Origin of the sequence: Ruoffia sp. FAM 26255, assembly GCF_045528525.1 — a bacterium.
Classification (GTDB): Bacteria; Bacillota; Bacilli; order Lactobacillales; family Aerococcaceae; genus Ruoffia; species Ruoffia tabacinasalis.
Window position 1 is genome coordinate 63,383 of sequence record NZ_JBGQQX010000004.1, and the last position, 16,039, is coordinate 79,421.

At 37.8% G+C, this 16,039-nt stretch carries 12 protein-coding genes; 1 reads left to right on the forward strand and 11 read right to left on the reverse strand.

Features of this window, described 5'->3' with window-relative positions:
- Position 1 precedes the first annotated feature (1 nt).
- The gene (locus ACEN31_RS01585) at positions 2 to 682 is read left to right on the forward strand and encodes a potassium channel family protein (protein WP_407089124.1); all 681 of its coding nucleotides are present in this window, start codon (positions 2 to 4) and stop codon (positions 680 to 682) included.
- A 539-nt stretch (positions 683 to 1,221) separates the two neighbouring features.
- Here ACEN31_RS01585 and ACEN31_RS01590 read toward each other — a convergent pair.
- The 11 genes from ACEN31_RS01590 to ACEN31_RS01640 all read right to left on the reverse strand — a co-directional run bounded on the left by ACEN31_RS01590 (position 1,222) and on the right by ACEN31_RS01640 (position 15,870).
- The gene (locus ACEN31_RS01590; RefSeq protein ID WP_407108401.1) at positions 1,222 to 2,445 is read right to left on the reverse strand and encodes a S1C family serine protease; all 1,224 of its coding nucleotides are present in this window, start codon (positions 2,443 to 2,445) and stop codon (positions 1,222 to 1,224) included.
- Positions 2,446 to 2,757: 312 nt separating this feature from the next.
- Positions 2,758 to 3,621: an MBL fold metallo-hydrolase gene (locus ACEN31_RS01595; protein ID WP_407094072.1), complete on the reverse strand. Its 864-nt coding sequence runs from the start codon at positions 3,619 to 3,621 to the stop codon at positions 2,758 to 2,760.
- A 132-nt stretch (positions 3,622 to 3,753) separates the two neighbouring features.
- Positions 3,754 to 5,661 (reverse strand): DUF2207 family protein, encoded by a 1,908-nt coding sequence (locus tag ACEN31_RS01600; protein WP_407094586.1) that lies wholly within the window; start codon positions 5,659 to 5,661, stop codon positions 3,754 to 3,756.
- A 402-nt stretch (positions 5,662 to 6,063) separates the two neighbouring features.
- Entirely contained in the window at positions 6,064 to 6,897 is an 834-nt protein-coding gene (locus tag ACEN31_RS01605) for a two-component system regulatory protein YycI (protein WP_138404474.1), read from the reverse strand.
- Positions 6,897 to 8,306 (reverse strand): two-component system activity regulator YycH, encoded by a 1,410-nt coding sequence (gene yycH / locus ACEN31_RS01610; protein ID WP_407108402.1) that lies wholly within the window; start codon positions 8,304 to 8,306, stop codon positions 6,897 to 6,899. Before yycH ends, ACEN31_RS01605 begins: the two co-directional genes overlap by 1 nt.
- Positions 8,307 to 8,309: 3 nt before the next feature.
- Positions 8,310 to 10,163: a cell wall metabolism sensor histidine kinase WalK gene (gene walK, locus ACEN31_RS01615; RefSeq protein WP_407108403.1), complete on the reverse strand. Its 1,854-nt coding sequence runs from the start codon at positions 10,161 to 10,163 to the stop codon at positions 8,310 to 8,312.
- 257 nt (positions 10,164 to 10,420) lie between these two features.
- The gene (gene yycF, locus ACEN31_RS01620; RefSeq protein ID WP_138404477.1) at positions 10,421 to 11,125 is read right to left on the reverse strand and encodes a response regulator YycF; all 705 of its coding nucleotides are present in this window, start codon (positions 11,123 to 11,125) and stop codon (positions 10,421 to 10,423) included.
- Between the two features lie 232 nt (positions 11,126 to 11,357).
- Positions 11,358 to 12,734, reverse strand: coding sequence for a L,D-transpeptidase family protein (locus tag ACEN31_RS01625; protein WP_407108405.1), 1,377 nt, complete (start codon positions 12,732 to 12,734; stop codon positions 11,358 to 11,360).
- 100 nt (positions 12,735 to 12,834) lie between these two features.
- The gene (locus tag ACEN31_RS01630; protein ID WP_407108407.1) at positions 12,835 to 13,680 is read right to left on the reverse strand and encodes a Cof-type HAD-IIB family hydrolase; all 846 of its coding nucleotides are present in this window, start codon (positions 13,678 to 13,680) and stop codon (positions 12,835 to 12,837) included.
- Positions 13,681 to 14,352 carry an O-methyltransferase gene (locus ACEN31_RS01635; RefSeq protein WP_407108409.1) on the reverse strand — a complete coding sequence of 224 codons (672 nt, stop codon included), beginning with the start codon at positions 14,350 to 14,352 and terminating at the stop codon, positions 13,681 to 13,683. It abuts the gene before it with no gap.
- Positions 14,353 to 14,460: 108 nt separating this feature from the next.
- Positions 14,461 to 15,870, reverse strand: coding sequence for a hemolysin family protein (locus ACEN31_RS01640; protein ID WP_407108410.1), 1,410 nt, complete (start codon positions 15,868 to 15,870; stop codon positions 14,461 to 14,463).
- Positions 15,871 to 16,039: the final 169 nt, after the last annotated feature.

Below are 16,039 nucleotides of genomic sequence, written 5' to 3' on the forward strand. Positions count from 1 at the left end.
TATGAGAGGGGTTCAAAATGAAGAAAAAATTGTAGGTGTGCTTGGTTTAGGTATCTTCGGCGAGCGCGTCGCAACAGAGTTAAGTGAGTATGGGTGTGAAGTCATCGCCATTGATACTGACGCGGCTAAAGTTCAAAAGATTTCAGAACAAGTGACAAATGCGACGATTGGTGACTTTACAGACATTGAATTACTTCGAAATGTTGGGATTAATAACTGTGATGTTGTGGTCATCGCAACAGGAACTCACTTAGAAAGTGCGGTTCTTGCAGTGATGCATTGTAAGAAATTAGGCGTTCCTCAGATCGTTGCGAAGGCTCGTAGTTTGATGTTTGAAGATGTCTTGTATGAAGTGGGTGTGAGTGCGGTTGTGGCCCCGGAACGTGATTCTGGTCACCGCTTAGCATCGAAAATATTACGAAATAAAATTGATGAAGTCTTGCGTTTGGATGATGATACATCGATTATAGAATTTGAAATTCCTGAAGCTTGGATTGGTAAGCTGTTGACTAATCTTGATTTGCGTCGTAAATACGAGATTAACCTGATTGGACAACGATCTGAGCGTGGAGAGAATTTAACTGGGATTAATATCGCTGAGCCATTGCCAGAAGATGTTATCTTAGTTGGGATTGCGAATACGCATACGTTTGAAAAATTTGACTATCTTGGTCAACTGTAAATATGATTAAAACTCACTTCATACTTTGTGAAGTGAGTTTTTTGTTTTTATAGAAAGTTATCCACAATTCATGGTTGGTATTATTTTGAATTTTGTGTATTTATTTCGGATTTTATGTAAATAAGAGTCGTTTTTGCGACTTATCCACTAACAGATTGTGCATAAGTCTGTGCATAAGTCATTTTTCTGTTGAATACCCCATAATTATCATCTGGTTATTATTCTTTAACACTGATAGATGTAATTTTATTTCATTTTGTGTACTTATCCACACTTTTCAACAGTTATGCACAATTATCGGGGTGTTTTCTGTTGATAACTTGTTTAATTGTTGATAACTTAAGCTTGCATGTTTATACACATAGATTTTATTCACAAGCAGAATCCTTTAACTTCGTTTTTACAAAACAAAAAAACGATCTAGCATGACGCTAAACCGTTTCTTTGTTTCACTGACGCTTAGAAAAAGTGTTCTTGAGGAGTAAAATTGAAATATTGGGTAGATTTATTCAATTCATTTCACTTAACGTTGTGAGTTTTTATTGTACTGGTTGAGTGTTTGTAGTAGGTGATGCTTCTAATGTCACATCAATTTGTTGCTCTTCCCCACCACGGATAAGTGTTAGGGTAATTGTGTCGCCAACTTGGTATTCATAGAGTAATTGACGTAATACTTGGCCATCAGTAACAGGTTCGTCATTGATTGCGGTAATGACATCAAATTGTTCAATACCTGCTGCTTCGGCTGATGAGTTTGCTGCTACATCAATAACAACAGCTCCGTCAGTCATGTCTTCAGCTAAACCTAAATCTTGAACACGTGTTTCAAGGGCAAAGTAGTTCAAGTTAACAGTTGTTGTTCCGAGTACTGGACGGATGACTTCACCATTGGCTTCAAGCTGCTCGATGATTTGAGTCACATCGTTACTTGGGATAGCAAAGCCCATTCCTTCGACGGTCGATGTAGCAATTTTACTTGAGTTAATTCCGATCAGCTGACCACTTGAATTAACTAAAGCCCCACCAGAGTTACCTGGGTTAATCGCTGCATCCGTTTGTAGTAAAGTCATTTCCCAGTCTTCTGCCCCATCACCATCTGTATCAATTTGTAATGAACGGTTAAGTCCTGAGACAATCCCTTGCGTTACTGTTGAGGCGAATGTTGCTGAATCTAAAGGTGATCCGATAGCAATTGCTATGCTACCAACTTGGATTTCATCAGAGTTCGCAAATTCAATCACATCAGTAACACTTTCAGATGAGATTTGTAAAACTGCTAAGTCACTTAGCGCATCTGATCCTACTTCGGTTGCTTCAATTTGAGTTCCGTCATTTAAAGTGACTTCTAAAGAGTCATGTCCATCAATAACATGGTTATTTGTAACAACGTAAGCTATCTCTCCATCAACTTTATAAATAACACCACTACCTGTTCCCACTAGAATTGGTTCTTGTTGGATATCTTCCAGTTGTAATCCTTGCCCTTCAACATAGCCTCTTTGGCCAAATGGACTAGTTTGAACTGATTGGTAGTTTCCGACAGATACGACAGCTTCCTGTGTATCTTGCACTGTTTGGGTAATTGTTGATTCGAATTCAATTAAGTCTTCTTGCGAGTATGCGGTTGGTTGATCATCACTCAATAAGCCGAATCCTAGGACACTGACTAATGATAATACAAGGACAGTTCCCATAATTCCGCCGAACACACTACGCCAAAAGCTTAATGATTGAGTTTCGGTTTGTTGGTTTTTCTTTTTCACTAGCATCTTCCTTTCTAATATTTATTACATAATATATTCTAGCAACCATTTATGAAGCATTTATGAAAATTTATCAATAAAATTTGGATTATAATCTTAAGTCGTCTTAATCTTTATGACATCGCGTTAATATAAGATTGCTGTGACACTTTTTAGGTGTATCTTAAGTTAAATGGGTGATTGGTTTGGCTTGAGATGAGGCAACTTAAGACAAATCACAGTTCATTTCGCGTGAGCCAGCTCACATCACATTTTCAATATAAAAACCCCTCTTTATTAGCTTTGGCTAACTCAGACGGGTTGCTTATACGTTTATAGGCGTTTTAAGGGGGTTGCTTCGCCGGGATCGGTCATGTGTAGTAAGAAATCTTCGTTTACTGCAAAGTTGTTGTAACGTAAGATATCTTCCATTGAAGCCATCGCAAATTCTTTTGTATTGTTGTCACGGCTTAAGTGACCTAGGTAAATATCGGTCGTGTTGTTACCGATTAAGTCTTTCATCGCTAAGGCACCGTCTTCGTTACTTAAATGCCCTTTGTCGCTTAAGATTCTTTGTTTAACAGACCAAGGATATTTTCCGTAGCGTAGCAGTTCAATCTCATGATTACTCTCGATTAAGTAAGCCGAAAGATTCTTTAATTGGCTGCGTAAGCGGTCGCTGACGTAACCTGTATCTGTTAGCATCGCGAAATGTTTTTTGCCTTTTTGAAAAGCATAAAATTGTGGTTGAATCGCATCATGGCTGACACCATAACTTAACACATCAATATCACCAATCGATACAAGTGTATCTGGTTCGATATATTGACGGTTCTCGGATGCGATTTTTCCGATCATATTTTCCATGGCGCTCCATGTCTTAGCATTAGCATAGATTGGAATATTGTATTTACGCGAAAGGACACCGACACCGTGAATATGATCTTTGTGCTCATGCGTCACGAGAATCGCATCAATATCGCTCACCTGACGGTCAATTTGAGCATATAGGGCTTCGATTCGCTTGCCGCTGAGTCCGGCATCAATCATAATTCGGTGATTCATCGATTCGACATAAGTACAGTTCCCACTACTTCCACTTGCTAAAATGGAGTATTGCAATGTATCAAATGCGTCTTGAACACTTTTCTTTTCTTCTTTACCTGGCGTCGATCCAGGTATAATTATTTCAGTCATTTAATCACTCTTTACTTTCATTTTAACGTACTAGATAGCTTATCATTACAACTCGAGATTGGCAATGCTTATTGCTTACAAAAAAACATCTATCAAGCAAAATGTGCCTGATAGATGTTTGGCTAGTTTGGTTTAGAAACCACCGGTTCCCCCACCGCCACCTGATCCTCCAGATGACCCACTAGAGAAGCCACCACCAAAACCTCCCGTATTCGACCCAGAGTATTTGCTTTGTGCTGGAGCGCTACTTGTCACGGATTGGCTAATCGATGGTCTGACAACTTGGTTAATCCAGTAAGGGTTACTGTAGATAACCATTGGCATTGCCATTTGACTCAATTCTTCCATACCATATTCTTTATTCATGGCTTCAATCACTTTATCTGCCACATCTAAGGAAATCGCATAAACTAAAAACTCTTCCCAGAGAGGCAGTGAAGCAACTTCACGCATGTTGAAATTCCCTATATCATCTAACATATTCGCAAAGCCTTTCCACTCTTTAATCATCTTATCTTGTTCGTAAGTTCGAATAGGTCGAAGTGTCGTCAATAATAAGATGACAATGGCTAAGATCAAATTCACTGTGAAGGCTAGTAAAATCGGCATAATATGTTCTTGTAGTGGTGAATCTAAAGTTAAAAATAGTAAAACAAATAACATAATCACACTTGCAATAACAGCTAGAACAGCGTAACCAACGGAATTATTATATTCTTTGGGTTGATTTTTAACTTGTTCACCTTTGACTTCAACGTAATTAGCAAACTGTGTCCATTTACGGTATTTTTGCTTTTTAGTATTACGATTACTTTGAATATCTTCTTCGATTTGACTGAGTGTTGTCGGTTCATTGTTTGGAAGTAAGTATTCATAAACATAGCGTTCATGCTTTTGTAAATCAAATAAGTCAGCTTCTTCTTCAACCGGCGATACACGAATGGTTGACGCGCTTTTGCGTTTTAAAAGACCCCGTTTTTCTCGACTGACTTCTTCTACTTTGATATATCCTTTACGGGCTAAATCAATAATTGTTGCCGAGAAGTCATCCGCAATTGGCTTATCACGAAAAACCGCTGTTGCCATAATGGCGGGTGTTAACTCTTCTGGTAAAGAATAGACATGTTCTGGGACATGCGCTGGCTTTGGATTTAGTTTACGATGATTACGGAAGTAATACACCCAAGCAAAGATAGTCACGAGTGGGAAGCCAATTAAAGCTAAGATGACCCACAACCAACGGCGTTGTTGTGAACTTTCATGCGCCTCTCTATCTGCTTCGACGGTTGCTTCAGATCGCTCAATAATCTCATCTTTCATATTTGCTTGAACGATATTTTGGTTATTTGGTGTTAATGCGGTTGGGAAGATTGCATTAACTTCCACGAATTGATTTGGTGGATTGTCTGGCACTGTGATATCGATGTAACTTTGATCGCCTTCAGTGACCGGCTGAATTTCTCCGTTATAAGGTCCATAACCCCACGCTCGGAAATCATCTGGGTTTGAGACACTTCCGGGTAAGTAAATTCTTGCATCGACCGCAAAGTCATCGTCTGTATTTTCCGGAACGATCTTGCGGTTAATCTCGGCAGTGTCATTATAGTTAGTAATTAATTCTTCTAGTGTGTATTCGAATACAAAATGCACCGTCTCGTCCTCTGCTGGATTAAATACTTGTAGTCTAAAAATCTGACCATTATCGGATACTTTAAACGTTCCAGGTGCTTCGTTAAAACTTTCATTGAGGTAATTAATATCGCCGGTTTCTTCATCTAAAATTCCGACACGATAATCGGTTAGAGTGTAACCCCCATAATCGATATTGTGGTAAGCACCATTCATATAATCGACATCGAATGTGTAGATTTCTTTAAAAGACACATCCCCATCCGACGAAATTTGTCCTGTAATATCTGCTTCTGTTATATCAAAACTAATATCCTGGGCACTCACGGTTGAAATTGTCATCAGCGGCACAAGAATAAAGAGCGAGAGTAACAAGCTCAATATATTTCGGCTCAAACGATTTAAATTCATTTGGCTCACCTAACTTTCCATTCATTATAATAGTATTTTACCATGTATAGGATGCATTCGCACACTAAAGCATGAATTACTTTTTAAAGACTTCTTTTTGAACATGTGTTACGGGTAATTATTTAAAAAGTTTGTCTACTCAAGACAAACCAATCACCCATTTGGCCTGAGTTGCGTCAACTCAAGACAAACCGATCACCCATTTGGCGCAAGTTACGTCTACTCAAGACAAACCGATCACCCATTTGACCTGAGTTGCGTCTACTCAAGACAAACCGATCACCCATTTGACCTGAGTTGCGTCAACTCAAGACAAACCGAACAGCCATTTGGCGCGAGTTGCATTTTAAATCACGATCCCCAAAAAAACCGCTCCACCACAATAGTGGCGAACGGTTCTTACTAATTAAATTGCTTCCGGTTAACTGTATTTCCTCGAATACTATCGACTAATAAAGTAAAGCGGCCATTCGGATTGTCATACACGATTTGCCAGGCAGGTGAATAGACGTTTAAGCCGTCTAATTGCGTCTGGCGGTAATAAACTAATATCGAATAATGAATTACCGAACCGTCTGGGATTAAAGTTTCCACACGACGATCAATAATTTCTAAAGCTTCACGTTCGGATAAGATGGTCCGGTCTCGGTCAAGCTCTGTAACATTGCTTTGGAAAGTTTGCGTATAACCAGTCATCATAAAGTTTTCATCCAAATTAATTCGGATTTCTGCTGTACCATCCACAATCGGACGCCCGTCAAAGGCGGTCATTCGAGCATAGATGACTTGTTCTGAATTAACATACCAAATATTTCGGTAAACATCTCCAGAGATAAATAAGGCTGGGTTCTCCAAAAAGTCTTGAAGGGCTTGCCGTTGTTCATTTGAAAAACCCGTTGTTTCAGCTGTTAAGCCGAGTCCTAAATCCATCGGTTCTGATAAAGTCCCAGTCAGCATGCCTTCTTGATTCACAGATACATCTTCGATTTCAAGTTGTGAAATATTTTCAGCAAGATGATTATTAGTCTCTGATACGACGAATGGGAGTTGATATTTTTCAGTCGATAATTCATCAAAAGTAACGCCACGATTTGATAGATTTTCTTCAATGGATAACTCAATCTGTTCAGTTGGTAAACTGGTTACTTCAGCTCGATTAAACAACATGAATAGTAAGTAAATATCGAATACTAGAAAGAAAAACACTAATACGATTTGAATGCGTTTAAAGTCCACTAGTCAGCTCCCCCTTCACCAAGTACTTGAGTATTCCAAATATCCACAAAGTCGTCGCTTTGAATTTCTTCTAAAGTATAGTGCTCACCGTTTAATTGGAAGAACCAAGTCGGAATGAGCTCTGCTTTTCTAAACATTTCCATATCTTCTTGCCATTCATAAGCCATAAAGATATCTTCAAAGCCATTCACTGTATAACCTCGTTCTTGAAGCACTGCTAAAATTTCTTCATGATTCATCAATTCATACTCTTGTGAAGCCGTGTCGATATGCGTATAAAAAGTCAACATCGGTTGGTGGTATCGGAAGATATCCCCACTCAAATCGCCACGCATCTGAACGGAGTTCGCTCCATAATCAGGCATGTTTGAGCTTGTTAAGATGGGTAAATCATTGTAGTAACGTCTAAAAGTAATGAAGTTATTCTCTTGATGGAATAGACGAATATCGCCTTCCCAATACTCAAATTGTTGCACCATACTAAAGGCATTACGGAATTTCTCAACAGTCGTTCTTGGCTCACCCGGATCTGCCCGGCTGATTGTTAAGTCAAACTGCTGAGTCGTTCGGTTCACATCAAGTGTATTAATATAGTTTTGATAACGGAATACTTCGTCATCATCACTATTTGCTACTTCAGTCGTATTAAAGCCAGTATTATCAAACAAATCACTGACATGAAGATTTTCTGGCAATACATCCAGGGTAAAGAGTTGCGACTGTAAGTTTACACTATTGACTGGCAGGTAAATTGGCTTATCTGCGCCTTGATAACGAATCACTTCAAGCAAATCTGAGTTCTCTAAAGTAATAGCATTACGCAATTCATCTTTTCTTAAATTCGTTGATAATTCTGCTTCAATCACACGTTCTGTCTTAGAATCAATTAAGTAAACTCCACGCTCTTCTTGCGAAGTCAGTGGAATAATAATTCGATCAATTAAAATATCTGTCGGTATCTCGTCTTCAATGGATAATACTCGCGTGTATGCTCCTAAGGGAATACGCGTCGGTAATTCCATCTGCAGATGATCAACATCTAATAAATTATTAAGTAACTGCGGATCTTCCATATATGACACATTATCAACTGAGATGGGTCTACTTTCAATTAAAGAACGCAATGTGTTGATAGTTGCTTCATCACGAATGAAGTAAGACTGTTGGCCTAATCGAATAATATACTCATCCGTTGAGACAACATCTTGAAAACTTAATCGCGTGGGTGAGTAGTAATTAGCAGTTGATTGAATGGTTTCAGTCGCTATCTCTTCCTCTGTCGGAGCTGATTCATTACCAATAATACTTTCAAATGTGTTGATATCATAAAGAATGAAGTATGAGAATAAGAAACTAATCGCAACTAATATAACGAGCACGACTGTGATCCCTGTATTTTGTTTTCTCATCAATTAACCCCACTCCCCATCTAGCTCGGTGAATTCGGTATAAGGTAATTCAAAGTTAAAGGTTGAGCCTTCACCTTCAACACTATCTACCCAAATTGAACCCCCATGTAATTCGATAACCTCTTTAGAAATCGCAAGGCCGAGTCCACTACCACCTTGTTCACGAGACCGCGCCTTATCAACGCGGTAGAAACGATCAAATAATTTCTCAGCGTCTTGCTTAGAAATTCCTAACCCTTCATCGGTGATACGTACAATGACACTACGGTGGTTATCTTCAATTTTAACTGTAATGGTTCCCCCATCGGGTGAATATTTTACGGCATTATTTAAGATATTATCAACCACCTGAGTCATTCGGTCCTGGTCAATATCGACATAGATATCCCGTGTTGTAAATTCACGCACAAAATTATAATTCCCTGCATTTGAATCCGATTCTAAAGTGAAAACTAACCGGTCTATGATATGGTTAATAATCCGTTTCAAATCAACGTAGTCGGTCTGAAGGGTAATCTGGCCCCCATCCATCTTAGATAAATCCAGTAAGTTTGCGATCATCCGAATCATACGATTACTTTCTGATTGAATGACTTCTAAAAATTGCGGCGCAATCTTCTCGTCACGCCAAGCACCATCAGATAGGGCTTCACTATAACTTTTAATACTTGTTAAAGGTGTACGCAATTCGTGCGACACATTTGATACGAAATCGCGTTGTTCTTGTTCGGTCTTCTCTTGTTCTGTGACGTCTGTTAACACACACACAACTCCAGTAACAAAGCCGGTTTCTCGACGAATAATCGAGAATTCACCTTTTAAAATCGAATCTACACCTTTATCACTGTGATTAATCATCACTTCAGTATCTTTTTGTAGTAATCCTTTTAAAGCAATTTGCGATTCGATATTTAATAATCTTAAAATCGAATGACCAATCGCTTGTTCTTGACGAATATTTAACAATTGCAAGGCACGGTCATTTACTAATAGGACGCGTCCTCGTTGGTCTGTCCCAATCACACCATCGGTCATGTGACGAAGAATTCCGTCTAAACGTTGTCTTTCTGACTCGGTCGATTCTTGGGCATCTTTTACTTTGACGGCTAACTCATTAATGGTCATCGTTAACTCACCCAACTCGTCATAACCGTACACTTCGGCCGGGTAATTATAGACTCCTTCCGAAATACGCAAGGCTTGTTGTCGCATATTCTCTATCGGACGAGTTAAACCTTGACTTAAGACAAAGGAAATCAGTAAAGCAACGCCTACGGCTAAAATCGAAGACTGGAGAAACAGGTCGATAATATTATTATTCTGACTATAAATTTGCTCCATATTAGCTTCAATAACTAACACTCCGAGTAACGTCGTTTGCGTTGTCCCAAAGATAGGCTTAATTAATTTGTAAATCGGTGCATCTGTTTCTGGGTCTGAGTATTCACTGCGTAATTCATTTTGATAGAGTAAGACATTACGCGCATCGGCATCCGTAGTTTGGTTCCCAATCGAACTTTGATCTAATCCCTGATTCGTCGCAATGATCGTTTGCGCATTATTAATCACTTCAAGGCGCGCTGGCGCTGTTGAGCTAAAAGTTTCTAAAGTTTGACGCAATTGGTTGAGCACACTTTGTGACTCTTGATCTGAATTGGATAATATCGGTGTGATATTATTCGCTAAAAAGTCCGCTTGTGTATTAATTTGTACTTTAAAATTATCTACCGTTTGTGTCTCTAACTGGTCAATAAAGATAACTCCAATAAATTGGAATGTGATCACTAAGATAAATACAAATAGTAAGGGTATTTTAAAGTATATCGATTGGAAAAAGCGAAAAGGTCTTTGCTTCATCGTTGTATCTGCTCCAATCTTTCTAAAATTTTAAGTTCTGAACACAATAATAACATGTTGGTGTCTCCTTAATTCAAACATTTTAATTCTAAAAAACATATAGATTCAGTTTATTGATTTTTAACTATAATTACAAGCTAGAATCTCATTTAATTTACTTTGAATCAAGAGCATTGTGTTCTTATTATGTATACAAGAAGTGCCTGCTACGCGAAGGAATCCTTCTGCAAATAGCAGGCACTTTATCTTGTATTTAATTATTCTTGTTCAGGATTTTTTAAAAAGTATCCAACACCACGACGGGTAATAATATACGTCGGGTGACTTGGTTGATCTTCGATTTTCTCACGTAATCGTCTAATTGTTACGTCCACTGTTCGGACATCCCCAAAATAATCATAGCCCCATACTGTTTCTAGTAAATGTTCACGGGTCATGACTTGTCCAATATGTTTCGCTAAGTAGTGAAGTAATTCAAACTCACGGTGAGTCAGTTCTATTTCTCTACCTAATTTCGATGCAATGTATGCATCTTGGTGAACAATTAATTCGCCTACTTTGATTTCATTCGCATTATTTTCATCTTCATCAACTTCTTTTAATGCGTTACGACGTAGGTTCGCTTTTACACGAGCCATTAGTTCGCGGTTAGAGAATGGTTTCGTTACATAGTCGTCAGCACCTAATTCCAGACCGAGTACTTTATCAATCTCAGAATCTTTTGCCGTTAACATAATAATCGGCACAGCACTTTCTTTTCTAATTTCTCGACACACTTCCAAGCCATCTTTTTTAGGTAACATTAAATCTAAAATAACGAGGTCAGGTTTTGTTTCTTTAAATTTTTCGATTGCATCTTCGCCATCAAAACTTGTGACAATTTCATAACCTTCGTTTGATAGATTGAATGTAATTATATCCGAGATTGGCTTCTCATCGTCGACAACAAGTATCTTCTTCATATAGTTTTCCTCCTTACATAAAGGATTAATATTTAGGTAGGTCAAATATTAATTAAATATATATCGTATTAATTATACAGTTTTATTAAATATAGTCAAAATTGTCACAATAAATTAAGGTTTTCTTAATTATTTATGACTAAACAAGAAAAGCAAAGTAGTCGAATATTTCATTCCCCTACTTTGCATATTAACCTAATTTATTCAAAAAGTCATTTTAAAGCCCTTCAGATTAATGAATAAGGACTGGCATACCTTCATATGCGTTAGCAAAAACATCTGCCATCACATCAGGTGGTGTATTAATACATCCAAGTGATCCTGATACTTGATAAGTGTTTCCACCAAAGTTACTTTGCCAACCAGCATCATGGATACCTTGACCAGTATCATCAAATGGTAACCAGTAATTTACGGGTTGTACATAATCACGCTCTGTACGAGGGTTATATCCTTCTAATTCTGCGTCTTCTTCTTTATCCCAGATTGAGTAAGCACCTGGCACAGTATCTGTTCCGATTTGCCCTGTTACAATTGGTGTTTCAACTACAACTTGACCATCAACATAGACCCACATTGTTTGGTGATCAACACTGATTTCAACGTAGCTATCCCCAATATCATTGCCTCCAGTATTGTAACCTGTCCCCACAATAGTTGGTTGACGTGATACATTCTCGCCAGCTTGTAAATCAGCTAAAATGTTTTGCGTTTCTGATTCACGGTCAATGGACCAACCTAATGTTCCGGGTTCAACCGTTACTTCACCTTCAGAAGTACTTTGGAATTGACGTGGTTTGTCATAAGTTGCGTATTCATCATTTAATGTTCCAAGGTATTCGTAAATTAATTCTTGGTCATAAACAATATCGTTATTTGAATCAAAGTAAACCCACTCTTCAATTGTTTCTTGAGGAATTGTGACATTGTTTCCAGCAATTTCAAGGTTAATTTCGGTGTTTTTAGCTGTTTCAATTTTTTCCATGACTGAATCGATTTTTTCGTCATGACTTGATACTTCAGGTTCTAAGTAAGCTGAATTAATTTCGATTGATTCTTCACCATTTTGAACACCGTTCATAATTAATTCTTGAACTTTATCAATATCTAATTGATTTCCTTCTTCCGCTTCAGTAACGTAGTAACCTTGCGCTTCAGTATATTCAATCGTTGCATCTTGAGCCGCTGTACGGTCTTCATTACTTAAACCTAGATCCGCTAATTGTTTGTTTAATTTTTGCTCGTCTAAATTCATTGTTTCCATTAAGCCACCATCATGGTTTTCAGATTGGAAGTAACCTGTAATCCACTCATTTGGGTTTTGGCTATTGTAGGTTTTTGTTAAAATTTCACCCGTTTGTAATTCTGGTTCCAATTCACCTAATTGAATCGAACCAACTTCTTGGCCGTTCTCAGTAATTTGGAAAGTTTTGCTGTAGATATCCTCTTGAATTTTTTCTTCCGCTTCAGGGAGTGTTAAGTTACTAATATCAACACTTCCAAAAGTTGTATTTGCTTGGAATTTCTCAGCATAATATCCGATACCTGCACTATATGCCACAATTATGATGACTAGTGCCGATACAACAGAGATAATTAGTTTTTTCATTTGTTCACCTCAAAAAATTTAATATTCGTTCTTTTAAATAACAAGACCTCATTCAAATATATATTTTAGCATGTAAATGTGAATAAAGTATAAATATTACTTAACTATTGTGTGGCGGTTGTGTGACAAATTTTCTAATCGCGTGTGCGACTCCATTCTCATTATTCGTTAAAGTCAGCTCATCGGCCACTCTTTTTACTTCTGGATGGCCATTTTCCATTGCGACTCCTAAACCAGCCATTTTAACCATTTCGTAATCATTTAGTTCGTCCCCTATGGTCATAATGTTTTCAGCTTTAATATCTAACAGTTGGATTAAAGCATTTAGACCATTAGCTTTATTCGCTAATTTAGGAATAAATTCAATTGCAACGGGTAAAGAGCGGACAATATGAACTTGTTCATATAATTCATTAGGAATTTTTTCTAAATAATCATCGATAAATTCAACTCCACCAAAGACAACGATTTTATAGAGTGTCTCTAAGTATAGAACTTCTTCAAATTTTGTCAATGTAATATCAGTACTTAACGTTTTAGCATCTTGTACAACCGTTGGATTCGCTGTCTCATCATCAACTAAATACAGCTTGTCTGGATCAAAGGCAACCATTTGAACTTCTTCACTCCGGTACTCTTTAAAGACATCATAAATTGCTTGACGGTCTGCTTCAGTTAAGATTGTTTCATGAACAATATTTAAGTCAGGTAACTGATGGACAACTGCCCCATTTTGTAAGATTAAATATTCATCGCCATGCCCTTGTGGCAGCTGTTTAGACAAATATTGAATACTTGGTAGCGTACGTCCTGTACAAATAACGACTTGAACACCTTGTTCAATCGCCTCTTTAATTGCGTCTACATTTTCTTGCGACAAAGATTTGTCATCTCTTAGTAAAGTCCCATCTAAATCAATTGCTACGAGTTGAATATCACGTGTCATTTATGCTACTTCCTTTCTGACCATTAAAAGGCCATCGCCAAGTGGAACGAGTGTTGAACGGTTTGATTTATCATTTAATACAGTATCGAACAATTCATTTAATTTACGATGAATTTTTCTAACGCGTTTTGGAATTTCTGCTTCATCATCTAATACTGTACCACCTTGAAATACATCGTCAATAATTAATACGCCTCCTTGACGAAGTAGACGCATACACTCAGGATAAAATTCGATATATTTCGCTTTGGCACTATCCATAAAGATTAAATCATATGAACCTTCTAAGGTCGGCAAGACATCCGCTGCGTCTCCTTCAATTAGAGTAATGCGATCTTCTAGACCCAGCTTTTTAAAGTTTTCTTTGGCACGTTCATACATTTTCTCATAGCGGTCAATGGTCGTTAAATGCCCATCTGCTTGTAAATGCTGTGCCATTAAACTTGCTGAGAAGCCGATGGCTGTTCCGATTTCTAGAACTTGACTTGGTTGCATGGTTGCAGTAAAGAAATCAAGAAACTTCGCTGTTTCATGCGGTACAATCGGAATGCCTAATTCATTCGCGTAAGCTTCAATCTCACCAAGTCCTCCCTCAAAGTCAAGTTGGCCTTCACGCATAAAGTCAACAACTTTTTGCATCACGATTGGGCGGTGCATCATTTCGTTTAACATGTTATTACTCCTCTATTCAATATTCTCCAAAAAAAAACGAACTTTGGCGCTTGATCAGTCCTAGCTGGCCGACTCAAAGAGTACCGAAAGTTCGTTAGACATACTTGATTATTGGTCACTCTCTCCAGAGTCTAAGTCCAATAATTCTTCTACTGTTATATCACTCGCATCTGCAGTGACGTCATGGTATAAGTTATAATCACTCGAAATTTTCTGATCGTCATCATATTCCACGTGAATTCCACGAATTCGACCGTTATCAATATGACTTGTCGTAATCACATAATCACTTGCTCTTAGAACAATTCGCTCGTCATCGTCTGGCACATAGCCTAGATGATAAATAATCAGACCAGCAATTGTATCTACTTCATCATTTTCTAATTCAACATCAAAATACTGATTAAATTTATCAATTGGTAAAATACCATTCACATAATAATTGTTATCATCGATTTTACGTATGTCACCTGCTGTTGAGATATCTGTCTCATCTTCGATATCCCCAACAATCTCTTCTAACACGTCTTCTAATGTAACAATCCCTTCAACCCCACCATACTCATCTCGCAGTATAGCCAAGTGAGTTTCTTCACGTCGGAATTCAACTAATAAGTCATCAACAAAGACTGTGGATGGTACAAATAGTGGCTCACTTGATATATCAAGAATATCAATATTATCAAAACCAACTGTTCGTGCGTGTTTCAATAAATTCTTCATATGAACAACACCCACAACATTATCTTTTTCACCTTCATAGATAGGAATTCGTGAGTAAGGTGTATCTAGCAACGCTTCAATATTCTCATCGTAGTCATCTTCAATATCAACCATGATTGTATCCGTACGTGGCACCATGATTTCTCTAGCCATCTTATCATCTAAAGATAGGACACCTTGAAGCATTGAAAATTCAGCTAAATCAATAGAACCTTCTTTTCGACTTTCAGCCATTAACACTTTCATCTCATCACGAGTGAATGTTTCATCATTCTCTGAGAAATCAAGAGGTGTTAGTCGCTGTAATAATCCAGTTGAAGCTGATAATAGTGCAATAAAGGGACGGAAAATTTTCTGAATCGTTCCAATAATACCACTTGTACCCATGGCGATTTTTTCTGGCATTTGTAATACCACTTGTTTTGGAAACAATTCACCGAACACTAAAGTAATATAAGACAAAATTAACGTAACGACAACAATCGCAACTGTTACTGCTCCAGGAAATGTCGGTAGCAAAGCTGAGAATCTGTCAGCAAATGAAGTCGCTGCAGAGGCACTGGATAAGAATCCCGCTAAAGTGATCGCAACTTGAATAGTTGCTAAGAAATCATCAGAATTCTCTAATAATTCCAAAACCCTTTGAGCTTTCTTATTACCTTCTTCTGCTAATGCTTTCATTTTAGACTGGTTGACTGATACGAAGGCAATTTCACTTGCTGCGAAAAACGCGTTAATTGCCGTCAAGACTATAATTACTATGCCTTGTGTCCACAAGGACCCCGAGGAACCCATTATTTTCTCTCCTTTTAATAATTCAATTTTTTCTTTACGCCGATTGTAAAATTAAGCTAGACAACTAAAACAGCCATTTGTGGTACACTCAACTTGTAATTCCGACCAAAGAATACAAAGGAGTGACCACAAATGACCTACACCCATCTTACCACGGATGAACTGGTGA